At 28.5% G+C, this 23,551-nt stretch carries 24 protein-coding genes; 23 read left to right on the plus strand and 1 reads right to left on the minus strand.

Going from position 1 to position 23,551, the window contains the following annotated elements:
• Window positions 1–53 precede the first annotated feature (53 nt).
• Complete coding sequence (locus tag L3B98_RS10630) at window positions 54–305, minus strand: AbrB/MazE/SpoVT family DNA-binding domain-containing protein (RefSeq protein WP_313885883.1); 252 nt, start codon at window positions 303–305, stop codon at window positions 54–56.
• A gap of 555 nt (window positions 306–860) precedes the next feature.
• Here L3B98_RS10630 and L3B98_RS10635 point away from each other — a divergent pair.
• The 23 genes from L3B98_RS10635 (at window position 861) to L3B98_RS10745 (ending at window position 23,465) form a co-directional block, all read left to right on the plus strand.
• Complete coding sequence (locus L3B98_RS10635) at window positions 861–1,451, plus strand: DUF1836 domain-containing protein (protein ID WP_015395593.1); 591 nt, start codon at window positions 861–863, stop codon at window positions 1,449–1,451.
• A 131-nt stretch (window positions 1,452–1,582) separates the two neighbouring features.
• The gene (locus tag L3B98_RS10640) at window positions 1,583–3,868 is read left to right on the plus strand and encodes an ATP-dependent DNA helicase (protein ID WP_238916602.1); all 2,286 of its coding nucleotides are present in this window, start codon (window positions 1,583–1,585) and stop codon (window positions 3,866–3,868) included.
• Between the two features lie 133 nt (window positions 3,869–4,001).
• On the plus strand, window positions 4,002–5,183 hold the full coding sequence (locus L3B98_RS10645) for a DegT/DnrJ/EryC1/StrS family aminotransferase (RefSeq protein WP_238916603.1): 1,182 nt from the start codon (window positions 4,002–4,004) through the stop codon (window positions 5,181–5,183).
• Window positions 5,184–5,236: 53 nt separating this feature from the next.
• Window positions 5,237–5,815: an acyltransferase gene (locus L3B98_RS10650; protein WP_015395590.1), complete on the plus strand. Its 579-nt coding sequence runs from the start codon at window positions 5,237–5,239 to the stop codon at window positions 5,813–5,815.
• Window positions 5,816–5,963: 148 nt separating this feature from the next.
• On the plus strand, window positions 5,964–7,280 hold the full coding sequence (locus tag L3B98_RS10655; protein WP_015395589.1) for a nucleotide sugar dehydrogenase: 1,317 nt from the start codon (window positions 5,964–5,966) through the stop codon (window positions 7,278–7,280).
• A 110-nt stretch (window positions 7,281–7,390) separates the two neighbouring features.
• The gene (dltD, locus tag L3B98_RS10660) at window positions 7,391–8,572 is read left to right on the plus strand and encodes a D-alanyl-lipoteichoic acid biosynthesis protein DltD (protein WP_077366529.1); all 1,182 of its coding nucleotides are present in this window, start codon (window positions 7,391–7,393) and stop codon (window positions 8,570–8,572) included.
• Window positions 8,544–8,684 (plus strand): hypothetical protein, encoded by a 141-nt coding sequence (locus tag L3B98_RS10665; protein ID WP_015395587.1) that lies wholly within the window; start codon window positions 8,544–8,546, stop codon window positions 8,682–8,684. The genes dltD and L3B98_RS10665 overlap by 29 nt, the downstream gene beginning before the upstream one ends.
• Window positions 8,685–8,758: 74 nt before the next feature.
• Window positions 8,759–9,904, plus strand: a complete 1,146-nt coding sequence (dltB, locus tag L3B98_RS10670; RefSeq protein ID WP_238916604.1) for a D-alanyl-lipoteichoic acid biosynthesis protein DltB — start codon at window positions 8,759–8,761, stop codon at window positions 9,902–9,904.
• A gap of 189 nt (window positions 9,905–10,093) precedes the next feature.
• Window positions 10,094–10,921 carry a YihY/virulence factor BrkB family protein gene (locus L3B98_RS10675; RefSeq protein ID WP_238916717.1) on the plus strand — a complete coding sequence of 276 codons (828 nt, stop codon included), beginning with the start codon at window positions 10,094–10,096 and terminating at the stop codon, window positions 10,919–10,921.
• A gap of 81 nt (window positions 10,922–11,002) precedes the next feature.
• Window positions 11,003–11,350 (plus strand): single-stranded DNA-binding protein, encoded by a 348-nt coding sequence (locus L3B98_RS10680; protein ID WP_015395584.1) that lies wholly within the window; start codon window positions 11,003–11,005, stop codon window positions 11,348–11,350.
• Window positions 11,351–12,056: 706 nt separating this feature from the next.
• Window positions 12,057–12,386, plus strand: a complete 330-nt coding sequence (locus L3B98_RS10685; protein WP_015395583.1) for a DUF6514 family protein — start codon at window positions 12,057–12,059, stop codon at window positions 12,384–12,386.
• Window positions 12,387–12,461: 75 nt separating this feature from the next.
• Complete coding sequence (gene acpS, locus L3B98_RS10690) at window positions 12,462–12,833, plus strand: holo-ACP synthase (RefSeq protein ID WP_015395582.1); 372 nt, start codon at window positions 12,462–12,464, stop codon at window positions 12,831–12,833.
• The gene (locus tag L3B98_RS10695; RefSeq protein ID WP_238916605.1) at window positions 12,833–14,338 is read left to right on the plus strand and encodes an NAD(P)H-hydrate dehydratase; all 1,506 of its coding nucleotides are present in this window, start codon (window positions 12,833–12,835) and stop codon (window positions 14,336–14,338) included. The genes acpS and L3B98_RS10695 overlap by 1 nt, the downstream gene beginning before the upstream one ends.
• A gap of 62 nt (window positions 14,339–14,400) precedes the next feature.
• Complete coding sequence (locus tag L3B98_RS10700) at window positions 14,401–15,030, plus strand: germination lipoprotein GerS-related protein (protein WP_077366527.1); 630 nt, start codon at window positions 14,401–14,403, stop codon at window positions 15,028–15,030.
• A 202-nt stretch (window positions 15,031–15,232) separates the two neighbouring features.
• On the plus strand, window positions 15,233–15,490 hold the full coding sequence (locus L3B98_RS10705; RefSeq protein WP_015395579.1) for a hypothetical protein: 258 nt from the start codon (window positions 15,233–15,235) through the stop codon (window positions 15,488–15,490).
• 10 nt (window positions 15,491–15,500) lie between these two features.
• Window positions 15,501–15,854, plus strand: a complete 354-nt coding sequence (locus L3B98_RS10710; RefSeq protein ID WP_017810322.1) for a type II toxin-antitoxin system PemK/MazF family toxin — start codon at window positions 15,501–15,503, stop codon at window positions 15,852–15,854.
• Between the two features lie 220 nt (window positions 15,855–16,074).
• On the plus strand, window positions 16,075–16,896 hold the full coding sequence (locus tag L3B98_RS10715) for a transketolase (RefSeq protein WP_015395577.1): 822 nt from the start codon (window positions 16,075–16,077) through the stop codon (window positions 16,894–16,896).
• Window positions 16,896–17,840 carry a transketolase family protein gene (locus L3B98_RS10720; protein WP_238916606.1) on the plus strand — a complete coding sequence of 315 codons (945 nt, stop codon included), beginning with the start codon at window positions 16,896–16,898 and terminating at the stop codon, window positions 17,838–17,840. Before L3B98_RS10715 ends, L3B98_RS10720 begins: the two co-directional genes overlap by 1 nt.
• A gap of 174 nt (window positions 17,841–18,014) precedes the next feature.
• Complete coding sequence (locus tag L3B98_RS10725; RefSeq protein ID WP_015395575.1) at window positions 18,015–18,869, plus strand: YitT family protein; 855 nt, start codon at window positions 18,015–18,017, stop codon at window positions 18,867–18,869.
• 253 nt (window positions 18,870–19,122) lie between these two features.
• Complete coding sequence (gene ftsE / locus L3B98_RS10730) at window positions 19,123–19,809, plus strand: cell division ATP-binding protein FtsE (protein WP_015395574.1); 687 nt, start codon at window positions 19,123–19,125, stop codon at window positions 19,807–19,809.
• Window positions 19,799–20,689 carry a permease-like cell division protein FtsX gene (gene ftsX, locus L3B98_RS10735; RefSeq protein WP_015395573.1) on the plus strand — a complete coding sequence of 297 codons (891 nt, stop codon included), beginning with the start codon at window positions 19,799–19,801 and terminating at the stop codon, window positions 20,687–20,689. Before ftsE ends, ftsX begins: the two co-directional genes overlap by 11 nt.
• A gap of 153 nt (window positions 20,690–20,842) precedes the next feature.
• A complete protein-coding gene (locus tag L3B98_RS10740; protein WP_015395572.1) occupies window positions 20,843–22,108 on the plus strand; it encodes a S41 family peptidase in 1,266 nt (421 codons plus the stop codon).
• Window positions 22,109–22,118: 10 nt separating this feature from the next.
• A complete protein-coding gene (locus L3B98_RS10745) occupies window positions 22,119–23,465 on the plus strand; it encodes a signal protein PDZ (RefSeq protein ID WP_238916607.1) in 1,347 nt (448 codons plus the stop codon).
• The last annotated feature ends 86 nt before the right edge of the window (window positions 23,466–23,551 follow it).

Raw genomic sequence — 23,551 nt, forward strand, 5'->3', positions numbered from 1 at the left:
ATAGTCTAATAAACAATACTATATTTGTGATAGGAAATTACCTACATCAAATATTATCTGTTAGCTTTAATTTCGTCTAAGCATTTTGTACAGATATTTTTACCTTTATAGTTGATAACATCTCTAGCGTCACCACAGAAGATACAAGCTGGCTCGTATTTCTTTAAGATGATTTGCTCTCCGTCTACATAAATTTCTAATGCATCCTTTTCAGCAATATCTAGAGTTCTTCTAAGTTCTATAGGAATAACTATTCTTCCTAATTCGTCTACTCTTCTAACTACACCTGTTGATTTCATAAAAATTCCTCCTCATTCCATTATTCGACATTCTACTATGATATATTACCAAGGATGTAATATAAAGTCAATGGATTTTTTCAAAAAATTTATAAAAAATTACAAAATTCAACTTTAATAAACATCTTAAGTAAAATATACTACCATATTTTAGAAAAGTCAAGTGGATTTTTTTGACAATTTGATAGGAGAATTGGGAAAAAAGTTTTTTGTGATGTTATAAATATTAAAGTTGAGTTGCTATATATAATAGTTGGTGAATAAAAAATAGAATAATTAAAAAAATACATAGAAAAATGAACAAAAAAGTAATAAAAAAGGCTTTTTGCGGAATGGAAGGTTATGTAAGAAATAATGTCGATTAATTACATAAATTAGATATTTTTTAAATAGGTATGAAGAAGAGCTCTAATGCAAATTAGAATTAAAATTATTAATATCTTAATAGTTATCAATAATGTGAAATAAGATAAAATAAATGGTGTTTAATGTAACTTGTAATAAGTTGATAATTACTATATAATGTATGCATAAAGTTCAATGAAAGAATAGGTGTAAAGAATGGGGAAAAATTTTGATTCAAATTATATTAAAGAATTAGCTGAGGAAATATCGAAAAATAGTTTGATTTCATATGAAGATTTTCCTAAGTACGATTTATTTTTATCACAAGTAATTGATTATTTAAATGATAAATTTTTGGATGAAAAGTTTACTAACAATATAGTTCAAAACTATACTAAAAGTGAAGTAATAACCAAACCAGAGGATGGTAAAAAGCGAGGATATACAAAAACTCATTTGACACAATTAGTATTGCTTGGATATATGAGACCTATTTTAACGACAGAAGAAATAAAAAAAGTATTTAGACTTGCTTTTAATGAAATAAATGATAGAAATGATGATATTTTAGCATGGGAAGAAACTTACAAGACTTTTATTCAAATTCAAAAAGAAAGCTTGGAGAATAATTTAATTACATCTTTAGCAAGTGAAGATAAATTAGAAGAAATTATTAAGACTTTTAATTTGAAAGATAAAGATAAGGAAAGAATAAAAATTTTTCTATTAGTTTTATCGTTAATTGCAGAAGCAAGTGTTATAAAAAAACTAGTTCAAAAAATAGTTAATGAATATGAAACAGAGTAGTTATAAATAATTTAGAAATACTTACTTAATTGGTATCTATAATTTTAGAGGACTGATTGAGTAAGTTTTTTCATATCAAATAAGTATTTTGGAAGTTTTAATTTAGCATGTTAAATAATGGAGACAATATTATGGATAAAATTATTATAAAAGAATCTGTAAGAAACTTAGTGGAATTTTGTTTAAAACAAGGTGATATAGATAATAGGTTTTCAGGAAGTGGCAGAGCTTTAGAAGGTACAAAAGCACATCAAAAACTTCAAGAAGATAATGGAAATATTTATAAAAATTATCAAAAAGAAGTCTATTTGACTCACGAATTTGAAATGAAAAAAAGTGTTATGAATATTGAGGGACGAGCAGATGGAATAATAAATGAAGAGGATAAAATAATTATTGAGGAAATTAAATCTACATATAAAAATTTTGCATATATCGATGACTCAAATGAAGTTCATTGGGCTCAAGCAAAAGTATATGCATTAATTTATTGTGAGCATAATAAAATAGATACATTACATATAAGGTTATCTTATGTACAGCTTGAGACAGATGAGGTTAAAAGCTTTGAAAGGAAATTTACTTTGAATGAATTGAAGGAATTTACATTAAAGCTATTAGAAGAGTATGAAAGATTTAGTATTTTAATATATAAGAAGATGTGTAATAGAAATGAGTCTATAAAGGATCTTGAATTTCCGTTTGAAAAATATAGAGAAGGTCAAAGAAAATTAATAAATATAGCATATCAGACGATTAAAGAGAAAGAAATGTTGTTTACTCAAGCTCCAACAGGAATAGGTAAGACAATATCAACTATATTTCCAGCAGTAAAAGCTTTAGGGAGTGGAATTGGAGAAAAAATAATATATTTAACAGCGAGGACAATTAATAGGCAGGTTGCAGAAGATACTTATGATAAACTTAGGCAAGGTGGCTTAAAATTTATAAGTATTACAATTATGGCAAAAGAAAAAATATGCATAAATAAGGAGTTTGATTGTAACCCGGAAAAATGTATATATGCGAAAGATTATTATAGTAAAGTAAAAAAAGTAATATTAGATATTATTGATGGGGAGGATAGGATTTCCTCGGAAATATTACAGAATTATGCTGAAAAATATGAGGTTTGTCCTTTCGAACTTTCTTTAGATTTAAGCTTGTATTGTGATGGAATTATAGGAGATTATAACTATATTTTTGATCCGAGAGTATCATTAGGAAGAATTTTAGAGAATAAGGGAAATATAGTTCTTATTGATGAAGCACATAATTTAATAGACAGAGCAAGAATGATGTATTCGGCATCTTTATCAAAGGATAAAATAATGGAATGCAAGAAGATTGCTAAAGGTAAACTTAGTAAAATACATTCAGTATTGGGTAAAATAAATAGTTATTTTATTGATTTGAGAAATGAGTGTGAGCATAAGAGCGTAGAATGGTTTTATGAAGTTGAAGAACCTAAAGATTTAATTAAATATTTACAGTTGTACCTAAAAGAAAGTGAAGAAATTTTAATAAGAGGAAATAGATTTGAAGGATATGGAGAGATACTACAATTATATTTTGATATAAATGCTTTTATTTCCACCATGCAATTATATGATGAGAATTACAGGACATGTATTGAAAAGGAAGCACAAGATTTGAAGCTTACGTTATATTGCGTAAATCCAGCAAAAAATTTAAAGGAATATCTATCAAAATGTTATTCTGCAATTTTCTTTTCAGCAACTATATCGCCGATAATGTATTATGTCAATATGCTTGGAGGAAATGATGAAACCTATAGATTGAAACTTCCATCACCATTTAAAAGAGAAAATTTAAATGTGTATTTGAGTCCAATTAATATAAGATATAAATATAGGGAAAGAACAATAGGATTAGTAAAAAACAAAATTTTAAAGTTTGTAGAAGAACAAGTAGGGAACTATATAATTTTTTCACCATCATATGTATATATGGAGTTACTATATGATGAATTAACAAAAGAAACTATAAAGGAATTTGAAATTGTAAAGCAAAAACAAAATATGAGTGAAGAAGAGAAAAGGGAGTTTTTAAGCAAGTTTAAAGAAAATAGAAATCTATTAATGCTTTGTGTACTTGGTGGGATGTTCTCAGAGGGAATAGATTTACCTGGAGAACAATTAATAGGAAGTGTTATAGTTGGTGTTGGTTATCCAATGATATCAATGAATAATGAAATAATAAAGGATTTTTACAATGAAAATGGTTATGATTATGCGTATGTGTTTCCAGGGATAAATAAAGTGCAACAGGCAGTAGGAAGAGTTATAAGAACTGAAACTGATAAAGGAAGAATTTTACTTATTGATGATAGATATGCTACAAATAAATATAAATTGCTATTACCGAGTGAATGGTATCCTATAAAGAAATATTAACCTAGAATTGTCATTTATAAGTAATTATTGTACATTGTTAATTAAAAATAAGTATGTTAAAATATTCATGTTAGTTTTATAGAATAAAATAGATTACGATAAAATTTTTATGTAGAATTAAGGAGCGAGGGAAATGAATATTCCATTAATTGATTTAAAAGCTCAGTATAAATCTATTTCTGAAGATTTAGATAGAGTAACTAAGGAAGTACTTTCTTCAGCAAATTACATCATGGGCAAAAATGTAACAGAATTTGAAATGGAATTTGCAGAATACATAGGTGTTAAGCATGCAATATCCGTAGGAAACGGAACAGATGCATTAGTTATTGCATTAAAATCTTTAGGAATAGGAAATGGTGATGAAGTAATAACTTCTACATTCACTTATTTTGCTTCAGCAGAAGCTATTTCAGCAGTTGGTGCAACACCTGTTTTTGTTGATGTGGAAAAAGAAACGTTTAATATAGATCCAACTAAGATAGAAGAAAAAATTACTGATAAGACAAAAGCTATTATACCAGTACATATCTTTGGTCAATGTGCAAAGATGGATGAAATAAATGAAATAGCTAAGAAACATAATTTAAAGATTGTAGAAGATGCAGCACAAGCATCAGGTGCTAAATATAAAGGTAAAAGAGCAGGAGCATTAGGAGATGCTGCTTGTTTTTCATTCTTTCCAACAAAGAATCTTTCATGTGCTGGAGATGGTGGTATTATAGTAACAAATGATGATGGAATAGCAACCATAGCAAGAGCTTTAAGGACTCATGGAAGTGGTGAAAATGGTCAAAAAGCATACAATCTATTAAATAATATTAAAGAAGAAATTGAGACATCAAAAGAAGGTGATGATACAGTATATAATCCATTAAAGTATTATAATTACTTAATAGGATATAACTCAAGACTAGATGCTATCCAAGCAGCTATTTTGAAAGTAAAATTACCGTATTTAGATAAATGGAATGCTGGAAGAAGAAGAATTGCTAAAATATATGATGAAAAATTTAAAGATTCAAATGTAGTGACACCAATCATAGCTGAAGAAAACGAAACTATCTATCATCAATATGTACTTCAGTGTGATGATAGAGATGCTATGCTAGTTAAACTTAAGGAAAAGGGAGTAGCGACAGGAGTGTATTATCCAGTTCCGCTACACTTACAAAAGGTATATAAAGATCTTGGATATAAAGAAGGGGATATGCCTATAGCTGAATACTTATCGCATAGAACTTTTGCAATTCCTGTTTATCCAGAACTGACAGAAGAAGAAATTAATTATATAGTTGAAAGCATTCAAGCTTAATATTATTAATTAATGTTTCAATAGAAAAATTTTTAAACATGTGAGGATTATTTATGGATAATGGTTATTTTGTACATGAATCCAGTTATGTAGACGATAATGTCAAAATAGGAGCTGGAACAAAGATATGGCATTTTTCTCACGTTATGAGCAATAGTGAAATGGGAGAAAAATGTAACATAGGACAGAATGTTGTAGTATCACCAGGTGTAAAACTTGGAAATGGTGTAAAGATACAAAATAATGTTTCTGTTTATACTGGAGTGATTTGTGAGGATGATGTTTTCTTAGGACCTTCATGTGTGTTCACAAATGTGGTAAATCCGAGAAGTTTTATAGAAAGAAAGAGTGAATATAAGGAAACTATAATTGGCAAAGGTGCATCCATAGGCGCAAATGTTACAATAGTATGTGGGCATAATATAGGTAAGTATGCCTTGATAGGAGCAGGTGCAGTAGTTACTAAGGATATACCAGATTATGCTTTAGTTGTTGGAAATCCAGCAAAAATGTTGGGATATGTATGCCAATGTGGTGAGAGGCTGAATTTTAATGATGAGCATGCAACATGCAGTGCTTGCGGAAAGAATTATGATATAAACGGTGAAAAAGTTAAATGCATAAATGACTAGTTCAATTAAGTATGTATAAGATAATATGTAATAAATGAACTATATACATTGGTTTAATAATATTTATTAAAGAAATTCTGTAAGAATTTCATCAAAAACTGTTAACTGTAAACTGTGAACTGTTAACTGAAATAAGTGGAGGTATAAGATGTCAGCATTAAAACAACAATTATTAGATAAAATAAATAATAAAACTGCCAAAGTTGGAGTGGTTGGTCTTGGATATGTAGGATTACCATTAGCTGTAGAAAAAGCTAATGCAGGATATAAAACTATAGGTTTTGACGTTCAAGAGCAAAAAGTAAAAATGGTTAATGACGGACAGAATTATATAGGAGATGTAGTTGATGAAACTTTAAAGAAATTGGTAGAAGCAAAAACTCTACAAGCAACAACTGATTTTAGTTTTGTAAAAGATGTAGACACCATATGTATTTGTGTTCCGACTCCGTTGGATTTATATAAGCAACCTGATTTATCATATGTAGTTGACTCAACAAAAAGTGTTGCACAATATTTACATAAAGGTATGCTTGTTATTCTTGAAAGTACTACTTATCCAGGAACAACAGAAGAAGTTCTTAAGCCAATTTTAGAGGAAAGCGGACTTAAATGTGGAGAAGACTTTTTCTTGGCTTTCTCACCAGAAAGAGTTGATCCAGGTAATAAGGATTTTAATACTAAAAATACTCCAAAAGTTGTTGGAGGATGTAGTGAAGAATGTACTGAAGTTGCAGCAGCATTATATAGAAACATTTTAGAAGGAGATATACATACAGTATCATCACCAGCTGTGGCTGAAATGGAAAAGATATTAGAAAATACTTTTAGAAATATAAATATTGGATTAGCTAATGAAATGGCTATATTATGTAACAGAATGGGGATAGACGTATGGGAGGTTATAGATGCAGCAAAAACTAAACCATATGGATTTATGCCATTTTATCCAGGACCAGGACTTGGAGGTCACTGTATTCCGCTTGATCCATTTTATTTAGAGTGGAAAGCAAAAGAATATGATTATCATACAAGATTAATCGAAACATCAGGAGAAATTAATGATTCAATGCCTGAATTTGTACTTGATAATGTTATGAAAATTTTAAATAAGAATAAAAAAGCATTAAATGGAGCAAAAGTTTTATTATTAGGTGTAGCTTATAAAAATGATATTGATGATTATAGAGAATCACCAGCATTTAAGGTAATAGAATTACTAGAAAAGAATGGTGCTGATCTTAAAGTAAATGATCCTTATTGTGCTGTATCAAAGTATAAAGGAAAAATATATAATTCAGTTGACTGGAAAGAAGTTATCGATGACTCTGACATTGTTATAATTACAACAAATCACAGCTGTTATGATTACGAATCGATTGTAGCTAGAGCTAAGGTTGTGTATGATACAAGAAATGCAACTAAGAATGTAATAAATAACAGAGAGAAGATTTATAAGTTATAATTATATTATAGACAGATGAGGTATATTCGTAAAAATTTAATTTAGGAATATACCTTTTTATATGATAACTATGTAAATTAAAATTATAACGGCAAAGAGGTTGCTACACAATGAAAAAAATAATAAGTTTACTAATACCAATAATGATTGCTGTACTTGTAACAGTTGCAGTAAATTCATTTTTGGATAAAAAAATAGAGGTATTAACCAAGCAAAAAGATATTAGTGTAATGGGAAAAAAGTTTTCTGATTTTGTAAAGGATAAGAGTTCTCTAGATAAAAAATTATTGTCTGACAAGGGAGATTTATTCTTGCTTGCTTCTTCCGAAATGAGTATAAAGGTACCACAAAATCCGTTGAAGTTATTTCCTATTAAAGGAGAAAACTATGATTTAAGTGGTTTTGGAAGGGCATTTTCACAAAGTTTACAGCAAGCTAATTATCTTGGTGGTGCAGATATTAATGATAATCAAAAAGTTGCATATGTCCTATCGATTCAATGGTTTGAAAAACAAAATGAATTAGATCCAGCTAGCTTTGTGGCTAATTTTTCAGAAGTGCAATTTTATAAATTTTTAAATAATCCTAAGATAAGTGAAAATAATAAAAGATATTATGCAGATAGAGTCTATAACTTTCTAACAAAAGCTAAAAAGTATTCACCAGAAGCATATTACGCTAAGTTATATTTGGATTCTAGCAAATTTTCGACGTTTCAAAAGGCTGCATTTAAACCATATTATGAGATGAAGCAATATTTGCTAGATGTTCAAGATAAGGCATTAATTTATGAGGAGCTTAAAGATTTGCCAAACATAGCTGATAAAAAACAGCCAAAAGAAATTAATTGGGATGAAGAATATAAAAAAATTGAGAATGAAAATGAAAAATTAATATCAACAAATGAGTTGAAGTTAGAGGATAACTATTATAAGGAGTACTTGGGAAGTACAGTGAGTAAACATAAAGGGGAATGTAAATCAGATGATTTGCTTTCAGCAAAGGAAATGGATGATTATAAATTTTTCTTGAGTGTTTGCAAAGATTTAAATATAAAACCGTATATTATATTGCAACCAGCTAATGGATGGTATGCTGATTATGAAGAACTTAGCAAAGATGCTAGACAGAATTATTATGAGGAGATTAAGAAGTTATCTAAGGACAGTGGATTTGAGGTTCTTGATTTATCTCAATATGAATATAAACAATACTTTTTATTTGATACTCAACATTTTGGAAAAGAAGGGTGGCTTAAGGTAGATGAAGAAATTTATAAACATTTTAAATAAAAATAGAGATTTGAGCAGAAGTATAATTTTATCAATTGTGCTAGTTTCAGCATTAATGGCATATTTCTTCTACTCTGCAGCAGATTTACCATTTGTATATAGTCAATTTTAGTACAATAAATAGCCTTGTGGATATTTGAGTAAATTAACCTATAATTATCCACTAATAACCATGGAGGAATTAAAATGACATTAGTTGAATATGGCGATTACTTTTATTTATATGTGCTAGCAATTGCCTTAATACCTGCTATTATTATGGGATTGTTTGAAAAAAAAATTAAATATTATGGGATTTTCTTATCAATATTAATGATAATGGCAATAATGGGAATGGGGAAAATATTTCCTTTATTTTTACTTTTTGAAATTACATTAATTAAAACTTACTCTGTTTTAAGAAAAAAGACAGATAACAAATATTTATATTTTTTAGTACTGCTTTGTTCAATGTTGCCAGTTGTTATTTTTAAAATAAGTGCTGTAACGATTGAAAGAAGTATAGGATTTATAGGTCTTTCGTATATGAATTTCAAAGCTATTCAAATGGTTATAGAAATATATGACGAGACTATTAAAGAAGTTAGTATATTAAAAACACTATATTTCTTCTTGTTTTTTCCAACTTTAATTTCTGGTCCTATTGATAGATCAAGAAGATTTGAATCGGATTTAGATAAGAATATAAGCAGGAATGAATATGTTAATGAATATTTGTATTATGGGATAAAATGCATAATAAGAGGGATAGTATATAAATTTATTATAGCTAGTATAATTAATTCAATATGGATGAGTAAAATACCTACGCATATAACCTTTATTAATAGTATGAATTATATGTATTCATATAGCTTATATTTGTTCTTTGATTTTGCAGGATATACAGCTTTTGCAGTTGGTACAAGCTATATTTTAGGGATAAGAATGCCAGAAAACTTTAATAAACCATTTATTAGTAAGGATATGAAGGAGTTTTGGACTAGATGGCACATCTCTCTATCGAAATGGTTTGGAGATTACATATATTCAAGATTTGTATTAAATAGCATGAGAAATAAGAGATTTAAGAGTAGGTTTGTAGCTTCTCATGTTGGACAATTGCTTACAATGTTAATAATGGGAGCATGGCATGACTTAAAATGGTATTATATTATATATGGACTATATCAGGGCTTAGCATTAGTTGGAACTGATATATATCAAAGAAAATCGAAATTTTATAAAAATCATAAGAAAGAAAAATGGTTTCAATATATGCAAATAGTGATTACCTTCCATATAGCATGTTTTGGATTGTTAATATTTTCAGGATATTTGTATAGTAAGTAGAGTTATAAGATGATTTTAACAAAGATTTTAAACTGGTTATTTTGAGTTTTCATATAACCAGTTTTTTTATAAACAAATCACATAAAAATAACAATATTAGAATAAAATATATATGTTTAAATTATAAATTAGTTGCCGTATATTGTAATTAAAGAAGAATATAGAATAAGAAATGGCGGTAAAATGTGTATGAAATATAAAAATATAATGAAGTTTTTAATATATTTTATAGTTAAGATTAAGAAAGATGATGTATTTGCCTTAGCCTCTCAGCTAGCATACTATTTGGTGTTGTCATTTTTCCCATTCATGCTTTTTCTGATGACATTAATTGGCTTTAGTAGGTTTAATTCTGCTCAAATATTAGCACAACTTAGTATTATGTTTCCCAAAAGTATACTAGAATTAACAAGAACAACAATAGAAGAAGTATTTGATAATCAACATACTGGTTTGTTAGGAATTTCAATTCTGTTGACGGTATGGACAGCATCCTCGGCATTTAAAGCTATAATTAAAAGTGTAAATAAAGCTTATAATTTTAAGGAAAACAGATCGTTTATTAAGTTGTCAATAATATCTATGTTGGGAATATTATCATTAGCAATAACTATAATGCTATCACTGATACTTTTAGTTTTTGGTAATGTAATAGGAGAATACATTCAATCGATTTATCAATTCTATATAATATCAGTTTTTTGGAATGTATTGAGATATTTTTTAATACTTGTTATTATGATATTTATTTTTATAGGGATTTATACATTTGCTCCAGCTAAGAAGCTTATATGGAAAGAGGTGATTCCTGGAGCTATATTTAGCACACTAGGATGGGGGATAGTATCTTTTGGATTTTCATTTTATATAGATAATTTTAATAATTACGCAAGATTATATGGAAGTCTTGGAGCAGTATTTATTCTAATGACATGGTTATTTTTGATATCAATAATATTTATTTTGGGAGTTGAAATAAACTGCGTTACAGCAGAAAATAAAAAAATCAAATATTAATGAAAATTAATTTGCTTCTGATGAATATAAGTTATTGAAGTGGATATAACTTTAAAAGAAAAAAATTCAGGAGGTAAAGAAATGAATAAAATAATACTGTTAGGAAGATTAGTTAGAGACCCTGAACTTAGGCACACTGAAAATAGTGATAAGATTTATACTAAATTTACAATCGCTGTACAAAGAAATTTTAAGTTGCCAGATGGAGCTAGAGAAGCTGATTTTATTCCAATTAGAGTATGGGGAAAAAAAGCGGAAGTTATTGTTAAATATATGAAGAAAGGAAGCCTTATCACAGTGAGTGGAAGACTAAGAACTGGTAGCTATGAAGATAAGGATGGGAATAAAAAGTATATAATAGAGGTTGTAGCAGAAGACTTTAAATTTATTGAAAATAAAAAACAAAAAGATGAGATTTTAGAAGGTTAACTAATTACTTGGGATTTTGAAGACATTATGTTAAGAGAATAATATAGAATATCAATAATAAAGAGTTGCCTAAATATTTTTTAAATATAAGGCAATTTTTTTTATGCAATATATAACATATAAAATAGTAAAAAGTTATATTGGGATAAAATAACATAATAACATTGATTATTTAATATGATGTTATTATAAATATTTAATAAAATTAAAGGTATTCGTATAAAAGTAAAATGAATTTAAATGAAAAATATAAAGTAAAAGGACATAAAACTTAATATAATTAATTAATGAAATTTATTGAAAAAGGGTTGTATTTAAGAATGAATGTGTTATAATAAAGATGTAAACGGTATCTAAAAATATTTTTCAATTATGGAATGAAAAGAGAGATTATGAGGTAAAAAAAGAGCTAATAGCTCTTTTTTTATGCATTAATATAAGTAGAATTGAATATATTACGGCAATCGACAATAATTACATTTGGATGATGATATTGGGTGGAAAGTTATTCTTTTATTCGACAATGAGAGGTAAAAAACACCAAACTGAAGAATGTACGTGTAATAAAAGTGAAAGGAAGAAATTTTATTGTCAATAAAAAGATAAATAAAATTGAAAACGTGGACATGCTTTGACAATTTATTGTTATGTTTTGTGATAAGATTATTTTGTAAATGAGAATTATTAATTAAAGGAGTTGAAGGGTATGAATTTAGTTGAGGAGTATGCATCGGTTAATAGTGAAGCGGATCTTGAATTTCGATATGCATATAGACTCATAAAATCAAATTTTATGGGTGTAACGGCATATGGGATAGAGATTGAAAGAAAAGATTATGTGGGATTAAAGAATGTGAATTTGGAAAGAGAAAAAGTCGAAACTATATCAATTCATAGACACAAGGTGAAACAATTACTAATGAAATTATACAATAATCAAGTTTCACCAATACATTTGATTGATGTGATAGGTAATTATGTTGATGAACACGTTTGCGAGTTTGATGTAGGAACAAATGAAAAAATTATAAATTAATAAAAATTATTATAGAAATAATTTTATATTTGCGCTAAGATTGTGAAAAGAGATTACTAAGGAAAGGCGATAAACATGATTATAGGTATTGGCACAGATATAATTGAGATTGGCAGAATTGAAAAAGTAATAAGTAGAACTAGAAGCTTTATTGAAAGATCATTTACTACAAAGGAAATCGAGTATTTTAGTTTACATGGATTTAAGGGAAATGTAATAGCAGGAAATTTTGCGGCTAAAGAAGCAATAAGTAAAGCTTTAGGAACTGGATTTAGAGGATTTGGGTTAAAAGATATTGAAGTGTTGAGAGATGAACTTGGAAAACCTATTGTATATTTAAATGATAACATTAATAAAATAGTGGATATAAAAAAAGTAAATATCCATGTTAGCATTTCGCATAGTAAAGAAAATGCAATAGCATATGCAGTTATGGAGGTAATATAATGATTGAAATTTTTTCTGCAGAGAAGTGTAGAGAAATGGATAGCAAGAGTATTAATGAAATTGGCATTCCGAGTATTGTCTTGATGGAAAATGCAGCAATACAATTATTAAGGGTATTGAGAGATAAAGGAGAATCTTTTTTAATATTATGTGGAAAAGGAAATAATGGTGGTGATGCATTAGCATTATCTAGACATCTAATATTAGAAGGAAAGAAAGTAAAAGTCTGCATAATAAGTGGAAATCAAAATTACAGCAATGATTTTAGGACTAATTTTAATATTATAGAGAAGTTAATTGATAAGAAGGAGCTATTGTTTATTCAGTCAGAAGAAGATATAGATGAAAATTTTATTGATGACTTGAATAATTATGATGTAGTAGTTGATGGGATTTTTGGAGTTGGACTCAACAATGAACTAACAGGCATGTTTAAGAAGGTAATAGAAAAGGTAAATATGTATGGAAAATTTATTGCAGCAATAGATGTTCCATCAGGGTTGGATTCTAATTTCGGAATTGAAAGGGGAGCTTCCATTAGGGCTCATGTAACCTATACATTTGAAGTTATTAAAAGAGGTTTCCTAAAATATAAAGCAATTAATTATGTGGGAAAAATAAAGATATTAAAAATTGGAATACCAGAACAGGTGAAAAAAATAAATACTGAAAATACGTATATTCTAGAAGAAAAAGAATATAAATTTTTACTTCCAAAGCGAGAAGTATTTGGACATAAGGGTGATTATGGTAGAGCTTTGGTTTTCGCGGGAAGATCAGGTTTTACAGGTGCAGCATTTATTACTACAGAATGTACAGTTAGAGCAGGGGCTGGATTAACAACATTAATATGTGATAAAGATATTCAAGGAATATTAGCAAACAGACTAGTAGAGGCTATGACATCAAATTTTGATAGCAATATAATAGAACTTATAAAAAGTGCAAATTCTATTGCACTAGGGCCTGGATTTGGAATTGGAGAAAGACAAGAAGAAATATTAAAACAGGTGATTGATAATAGCAACTGCCCAATTGTTATTGATGCAGACGGGATAACTTTATTAGGAAAAAACAAGAAACTGCTTAAAAATCTAAAGAATAGAGCAATTATAACCCCTCATCCAGGAGAATTAGCAAGATTTTTAGAAACAACTGTTGAGGAGGTTGAGGATAACCGAAGTGAAATTGCTAAGGAAGTTGCTAATAAATATGGAATAGTAGTATTGCTAAAGGGTTACAATACTGTGATTTCAAATGGTAAAGAAATTTATATAAATTCAACTGGAAATAGTAAGATGGCATCTGGTGGAATGGGAGATGCATTAACAGGAATAATAAATGCATTTATTTCTCAAGGTGTTAATATAGAGAATGCAGCACTTTTAGGTGCATATATACATGGTAAAATAGCTGATAGATTAGGCGAGCAGGTTTACATAATAAATGCGAGAGATATTATAAATGAATTACCAATAGAAATTAATAATATATTGGTTAATTGAGAATAAATCTTCCAAATAGTTCATAAATACTATTAACATAGTAATAAATATTTGGAGGAATTATGAACTTGAGAAGTAACTTATTTGATAAAAAGATGATAATTGGAATATTGGTATTAATTCCAATATTAGTGATTGTGTTAGTCATTATAGGCAGGAATTTAATTATTCCGTCAAATGAAGATATAATAAATCAATTAAAGAATGAAAAATACTATAGCAGTAAAGTCCATTATTTATTTAAAAATTCAAAATCACAATTTGAGGAAAACACAACTCAGTATTATAGCTTTGATAAAGGGTTAAGAATAGAATTTTTAGATGGCTATAAACGGGTTAAAGTATATAAAGGCGGAGAAATAAAAGTGGAAAAAGATGGTGACGAAGATTATACTCTTGATAAAGATATAGATAAAATTTATCCATTAGCATTTTTACAAAACATTTTATCTAATTATCAGGAAGGTGATGCAGAAGAAGTTAAGGAAGAATGGGGATCAGGACTTTATTTGAAAGTAAATATAGACTATAAGAATATGAATAAACACTTAGATAAAGCTGAACTTTATATAGATAAAAATAAAAAGGTTCCAGTTTTATTAAAGATTTTAGATGATAATAATAAAGAAAGAGTAATAATAACTTATAAGGATTTTAAGATTGAGAAAACTTTAAGTAATGATTTATTTTAGAAAGTATATTAAATTGAAATCAAGCCAGCATTAACATTAAAGCTATAAAATAAAAGTACATAAATATTAAAGCGAAAATTATCAGAGATAAGGGAATATGTAAAAATTGAGAAATAAGTAATACAAATCCTTTGACAAATTGACATAATTTGCAATATAATCATAGTTAATAAGAATATTTTACTACGATGGAGGCGGAAATATGTCAATAAAAAATCTGAATAATGTGAAAAACGTTAAAATAAAAGGTATAGAAACTCCAAAAAATAAAAAAAGTAGTGGAATTATGGAGAAATCGTTAATACAATATATTAACGAAGGTTTTTCAGCTGAATTTGAAGTATTAATGAGAAATGGGTATAAAGATATGGCTGAAATAAACTTAGAATATTCTAAATTGGGAATTGAATATTTGTTAGATGATGTTAATGAGTATGAGGCATGGATTTGCGGAGTGTGATTATTTAAAAATGGCAAACATTGTGGTAAAAAGAGGGGAAATTTTCTATGCTGATTTAAGTCCAGTTATAGGATCTGAGCAGGGTGGAATAAGACCTGTAATTATTATACAAAATGATATTGGAAATAGATATAGTCCTACAGTTATTGTTGCAGCAATAACATCTCAGATTAATAAAGCTAAACTTCCTATTCATGTTGAAATTTCATCAGAGGAATATGGATTAAATAGAGACTCAGTTGTTCTATTAGAACAAATAAGGACACTGGATAAAAGAAGGCTAAAAGAAAAAATTGGACATATGACTGAAGCAGACATGAAGAAGGTTGATAGGGCATTAGCTGTTAGTTTAAATCTAAATTAATATAAAATGTGTTAAAAATTTTGGAGTAGTATAAATGTTAGTATATTTATACTACTCTTTTTGGTTTAATAATATGATATATTATATGGTATATTTATAGAAAAAAGTATACTACATATATAAATAGTATATACAAAATATAGCTTATATGCTAGAATAAATTTGTTAAAAAAATATATAATATAAATAGGTTAAGGAATTAATAACAGGGGGTTGTTTAATGAATAAAGATTACAAACTTGAAGAAGTATCAAAGTTAATTAGAAAAGATATAGTTTATATGCTTACTGAGTCGGCATCGGGCCATCCAGGAGGATCTTTATCAATAGCAGATATTATGACTGTATTATTCTTTAAGGAAATGAATATAGATGTGAACAAAATTAATGATCCTGATAGAGATAGATTTGTTTTATCAAAAGGCCATGCTGCACCTGCATTATATAGTGTATTGGCAAGAAAAGGATATTTTCCAGTAGAAGAATTAGCTACATTAAGAAAAACTGGTTCAAGATTACAAGGACATCCTAATATGAATGATTTACCAGGAATTGATATGTCAACAGGTTCTTTAGGTCAAGGGATTTCTGCAGCAGTAGGAATGGCACTAGCAGGAAAACTTGATAAAAAGGATTATAGAGTATATGCAATTTTAGGTGATGGAGAACTTGAAGAAGGTCAGGTTTGGGAAGCATCAATGTCAGCTGCTCACTATAAATTAGATAACTTAACTGCATTTATAGATAATAACGGATTACAAATAGATGGAAATATAGAAGATGTTATGAATCCAGGACCAATAGATAAAAAATTTGAAGCCTTTGGTTGGAATGTTTTAACTATTAATGGTCATGATTATGATGAAATCATTAATGCAATTTCAAAAGCAAAGGAAGTTAAGGGAAAACCAACAGCGATTATATGTAACACAATAAAAGGAAAAGGTGTTTCGTTTATGGAAAATCAAGCAAGTTGGCATGGAGCGGCTCCAAGCAAAGAGCAATGTGAGCAGGCATTACAAGAGATTGGAGGAGCAAACTAATGGGAAATAAAATAGCAACTAGAGAAGCTTACGGGAAAGCATTAGTAAAGCTTTCAACTTTAAATAAAAATGTTGTGGTACTTGATGCAGATTTATCAAAATCCACTAAAACTGCAGATTTTAAGGCTGTTTCACCAGAAAGATTTATAAATGTTGGGATTGCAGAGTCTAATATGATGGGAATTGCTGCAGGTCTTTCAACTTGCGGAAAAATTCCATTTGCAAGTACTTTTGCAATGTTTGCAGCTGGAAGGGCATTTGAACAAATTAGAAACTCAATATGCTATCCTAAATTAAATGTGAAAATTTGTGCAACTCATGCTGGTTTGACAGTTGGTGAAGATGGAGCTACTCATCAATCAGTTGAAGATATATCATTAATGAGAAGTATTCCAAATATGACAATAATAAACCCAGCTGATGCAGTAGAAACAGAAGCAGCAATATTAGCAGTAGCAGAATATAATGGTCCGTGCTATGTAAGATTAGGAAGATTAGCAGTAAGTATTATAAATGATGCACAAAGTTATAAATTCGAAATTGGAAAAGGAATAACTTTAGCCGATGGTAATGATGTTACTATAGTAGCAACTGGAATGATGGTTGAATTAGCCTTAGAGGCAAAAGGCATCTTGTCAAAAGAAGGAATTAATGCTAGAGTAATAAATATACATACAATAAAACCAATTGATAGAGAACTATTAATTAAAGCAGCTAAGGAAACTAAGGCAATGGTTACTGTTGAAGAGCATAGTGTAATCGGTGGTTTAGGTTCAGCTGTTGCTGAGGTTGTGACAGAGGAATGTCCAATTCCAGTATTAAAAGTTGGAATAAAAGATACTTTTGGTGAAAGTGGTAAGCCAAATGAACTTTTAAAAGTTTATGGTTTAACAACAGAAGCAATAGTAGAGCATAGTAAGAAAGCTGTTTCATTAAAGAAATAATTTGATTTTAAAGTGAGTAAATACTTTAAGATTAACGATAATAAAATATAGTATAACAAAATGCAGGATATAAAGCTTATGAAATAGCTTCGTATCCTGTATTTTTTGTTTTAATTTAGTGGAAACTTAAAATAAAGTTTTAATAAATATTAAGTAAATTAAGGAGAGGGTAAGATGAAAAATTCAGTATTAAAAGAATACAGTATAATAACACTAGGGATAATATTGGTTGCATTTGCAATAGAGTACTTTTATGCTCCTAATAATATCGCTGCTGGTGGAGTTACAGGAATAGCAATCATTTTAAATGCAGTTTTTCCTAACCTATCAATAGGAGTAGTTACTTTAGTTCTTAATGTTGTCTTGTTTGTAGTTGCATTTATGTTTATAGATGGAAAATTTGGAATAAAAACAATTTATGCTAGTTTGGGATTGTCGTTAATAATATGGGGAATTGAAAAGTTTTTGAATCCATTTGCAATTACTAATGATTTAATGATAGCCACTATTTTTGGTGCATTAATTTCAGCTGTTGGAATGGCGCTTGTATTTAACGAAAATGCATCAACTGGAGGAACTGATATTTTAGCTAAAATATTAAATGTGTTTTTTCATTTAGATATTGGAAAATCTTTGTTAGCTGTTGATTTTTTAATAACTCTTGCAAGTATATTTGTATTTGGAGTTAATGTGGCTTTATATTCTATGCTAAGTATAATATTACTTGGAATAATTGTAGACAGGTTAATTGAAGGATTTAATGTTTGTAAAAGTGTATTTATTATTAGTAAAAATAGTTATGAAATAAGCAAATATATTATTGATACCTTAGAACGTGGATGCACATTTTTAAGTGGAGTAGGAGCATATACTGGAAAAGATATTAATGTCCTTTATGCAGTTATTAGTCGAAATGAATTTATAAAATTGAAAAAGTTTATTAAAGAAACTGATCCAGAAGCCTTTATAACAGTTGGAGAAGTACATGAGGTATTGGGAGAAGGATTTAATGATATAAGACAATACTAATTTGTCAATAAATACCGTTATATTTAATAAATTTGTATAACATTAACGAGTATTCTTATGTTATAATTATTTTTGTAGGTTTTGCAATAAATTTGCAAAATATACGATAAAGATAAGTTTAAGGTGGAGTATTGTAAACCGGTTGAAATTACTTTTATACCCATAATTTGGTATAAGAGCTGATAAATAATCTCTTCAGTTAATAGCCAGGTAACTAGAAACACTGGGCAGGAGAAAAAAGGAGTGTTAGAATATGATTCAATTTAGAGGGATATCTAAAATTTACGATAATAATGTAAAAGCTTTATCAGATGTTAATGTTGAAATAGAAGCAGGGGAATTTGTATTTTTAGTTGGGCCAAGTGGATCTGGAAAATCCACATTTATAAAAATGATTTTAAAAGAAGTTGAACCTACAAATGGAAAAATAATTGTTGGAGAGAAAGATTTATCAACAATTACTAGGAAACAGATTCCATATTATAGAAGAAAAATAGGAATGGTATTCCAAGATTTTAGATTAATACAAACTCTTAATGTATATGAAAATGTTGCATTTGCTATGAGAGTAGTTGAGGCGTCTCCAAAAGAAATTAGAAGACGGGTTCCAATGGTATTATCTTTAGTTGGATTATCTCATAAGTATAAAATGTTTCCGAATGAGTTGTCAGGAGGAGAACAACAAAGAGTTTCTTTAGCAAGAGCATTAGTGAACAATCCAACAGTTTTAATTGCGGACGAACCTACTGGTAATTTAGATCCAGATACAGCGAGAGAAATAATGTCATTATTAGAAGATATAAACAAAGCTGGTACAACTATCTTAATGGCTACTCATGCTAAGGAAATTGTTGATTATATGAAAAAAAGAGTTATAGCTATTGAAAAAGGAGAAATAGTAAGAGACGAGAAAAGAGGTAAGTACGAAGATGAAAATTAATACTATTACGCATTTTATTAAGGATGCATTTATAAGTTTGAAAAGAAATAAAACTATCAGCATTGCTTCAGTAATTACTGTTCTTATAACTTTTTTTGTTCTAGGAATATTTTTATTGATAGCTAACAATATAAATAATGGAATTAATACAGTTCAAAATAAAGTAGAACTAAAGGTATATTTAAAAGATGATATAAAGCTTATTGATCAAAGAGAAATTGAAATTAAATTAAGAAAAATTGAAGGCGTAAAAGATATAGTTTATCAATCTAAGGATGATGAATTTAGGAATTTCCAAAATACCACAAATAATAATGAAGGATTATTAAAGGGATATACACTTCAAAATAATCCATTTAATGCATCATATACAGTAAAATTAGAAGCACCAGAATATGCTTCGAATGTAAGTGAAGGAATAAAGGATTTTCAAGGAGTTGAAAGTATTGAAAATCAACAAGCCTTAGTAGATAAAATTGTTGGTGTAGTAAAAGGAATAAGAATAGTTGGATTTGGATTATTTGTAATATTAGTAGGAGTTTCGCTTTTCTTGATAATGAATACAACAAAGTTAACTGTATACTCAAGAAGAAGAGAAGTTGGAATTATGAAATTTGTAGGGGCTACGGATTGGTTTATTAGATGGCCATTCGTTATAGAAGGTATGGTAATTGGATTAGTAGGAGCAATGTTAGCATGTGGAGCATTATTTTTTGCATACAACGGTTTAATTAATTGGGCTTCTTCACAATTGGCCTATATAAGTCTTGTACCAACAGCTTACATATTGGCATCTTTATCATGGCAATTTGCACTTGGTGGAATTGTTGTTGGTGGAGTTGCAAGTATAATTGCATTAAGAAAATTTTTAGAGGTATAATTTTTGCAAATAAGTATAAAGATAAATATAATGAGATGAATTAATAAAATCTAACACCATAAAATCGTGGGGTTCTACATAATAATCCACTAAGTCTATGAAGATGCTCATTGGGATTATATGTATAATGCATATGAAAGGAAGTCTTTATAGGTGAAGGAATCAAAAAGATATATATTTGCAAACAAAAAAGAAAGAAGAAAATTAGGATTAATTCCAGTAACACTTTTTTTAGTAGTAATAATGTTAGCTGCATTTTTATCAGGAAACTATATAGCAACTAAAGGCATATTTTTAGTGAATATGCCATCTCAAGATGTTGTGAGTGCTGCAAAGCAAATTAATGATAAAAGCAAGTATTCAGCACTTTTTACAGTTAGAGATACACTTTTGGAGAAGTATGATGGAGAAATTGATGATAATAAATTACTCGTAGGTGCAATTAAAGGAATGACAAATTCATTAGGAGATCCATATACAGTATTTAAAACTCCTGAAGAATTTCAAGCATTAATTAAAGAAAGTAATGGAAATGTAACACATATAGGTATTACTGTAGCTGCAAAAGATCAACAACTAGTAGTTGTAGAAACTGTCAAGGGTGGACCAGCAGATAAAGCAGGAATAATTGCAAATGATGTGATTGAAAAAGTCAATGATGTTGAAGTGTCAGGGAATGATATTGATAAGGCGGTTGCTTTAATTTCTACCTCTAATGATACTGGTGTAAAATTGACAATCAAAAGAGCTAATGCTGGAGAAATTGAGATAAAATTAGTAGGTGATACAGTAAAAACTGAACCAGTAATAGGAAATATGTTAAATGAATCAATAGGATATATAAGAATAAAGACTTTTAATGATGAAAATACAGCTGACAATTTCAAAAATACTATTGATCAGTTGAAAAGTCAGGGAATGAAAGGCTTAATATTAGATTTAAGAGAAAATCCTGGTGGTTTATTATCACAAGCAGTAAAGGTTGCATCGCAGTTTATTCCAAAGGATAAAATAATAACTTATACAATTGATAAATATGATAATAGGTATGATTCTTTGTCAATTGGAGGTGATGCAGAAGGAATGCCACTAGTGCTATTGGTTAATAAAAATAGTGCAAGTGCATCTGAAGTTGTAACAGGAGCACTTAGGGATTATAAGGCTGCAACATTGGTAGGAAAGACTACATTTGGAAAAGGGATAACTCAATTACCAATTCAGCTTAAAGATAACATTGGCGGCCTTAAAGTGACGATTTCAAAGTATTATACACCCAATGGTGAAAATATTCATAATATAGGAATTAAACCTGATTTCGAAGTCGAAACGGCTGTGGGTATAGATGAAACCGGATATGATAAAAATACAGATGAACAATTGAAAACAGCGATTCAAAAAATAGAGGAAAAATTGCAGTAGGGGGGATAAAATGAGTTTATTAATATATACATTGCGAAATGTAGCTGGTGCTATAGTTACACCCCCATTAGTTTTTTTATTAATTTCTTTAATGATAGTATTGTATTTGAAGAATAAAAAAGTAGTATCTATGCAAAAAATGATTTTAGGAGGTAGTGTAAATTCACTTGTTGAACTTACGCTATCTCAACTTGTTTTAGGGATTATAGGGGGATGTATCGGAAGTTTGATTCTTACAAGCCTAGGAGTAGTATTTAGTGATAATTCAGGAATATCTTATCTCTTTATGATATCTATATTATTAGCATTTATTAAACCAAGGCTAATATGCTTTTCTTATTCGGGAGCTATTTTGGGATTTGTGAGTATTATTATTAAGTTACTTAATATAGCGGTGCCACAATCTTCACAGATTTTAAAACTAGATATTGATATACTTTATTTAATACTTCTTGTAGGGGTATTTCATATTGTAGAAGGTGTGTTAGTAATGATAGATGGAGATAGAGGAGCAGTTCCAGTATTTACAAATAGGAATGGTAAAATTTTGGGCGGATACGCACTTAGAAGATATTGGGTGCTGCCTATAGCTATAATGATTGCAGTGAATATTGACAGATCGACTTCAAGTTATACAACAGAATTAATACAAAATCCTAATTGGTGGCCGTTAATTGAATCACCTTCAGCACTTGCATTGTTAGCAAGCAGTGTGATTTCAATATTTCCTTTTTACACAATATTGGGATATTCTTCAGTTACTTTTACAAAGACTAAAAGAGAAAAGGCAATATCATCAGGGGTTCACATATTAATTTATGGATTAATTTTGATAGCAGCATCTCAAATTACTAGGATTGGGATTGTGGGAGAAATGTTAGTACTAGCTTTCATGCCAACTGCCCATGAATTTATGTTAAAGCGTCAAGTAAGGAATGAAGAAAGAGGAGTACCTAAGTTTGTAAGTGATAGTGAAGGCTTAGTGGTTTTAGAAATTTCAACAGATTCTAAGATGAAAGAGTATGGAATTGATATTGAAAGTAAAGTTTTATCTATAAATGATAAGATCATCAATTCTGAGACAGAAGTTTACGCAATTATAAAGGAAAATTTATATAATACTATAATGAAAATTAAAGATTCTAGTGGTGTAATAAAAGATATTAATTTTAGACATAATAAAAATACTAGGCTGGGAATTTTATTAGTACCCAGAAATGTAGAAAAAGAAGAAATGGTACCAATTGAAGATGATAGTTTTAATAGTGTGCTTAGCAAAATAAAAAAATCGGATAGTATAGAACACAAAAAAATAGATATAAAAGATAATAAAGAAGATGATAAAGAAAATAAATAATAAAAGTGGCTTTGCCACTTTTATTATTATATAGAAAATTAATATAACTTATTGACTTAATACTTAATGGAAAGTAGAATATAATT

Source organism: Clostridium sp. YIM B02555 (assembly GCF_022320955.1).
GTDB lineage: Bacteria > Bacillota > Clostridia > Clostridiales > Clostridiaceae > Clostridium > Clostridium saccharoperbutylacetonicum.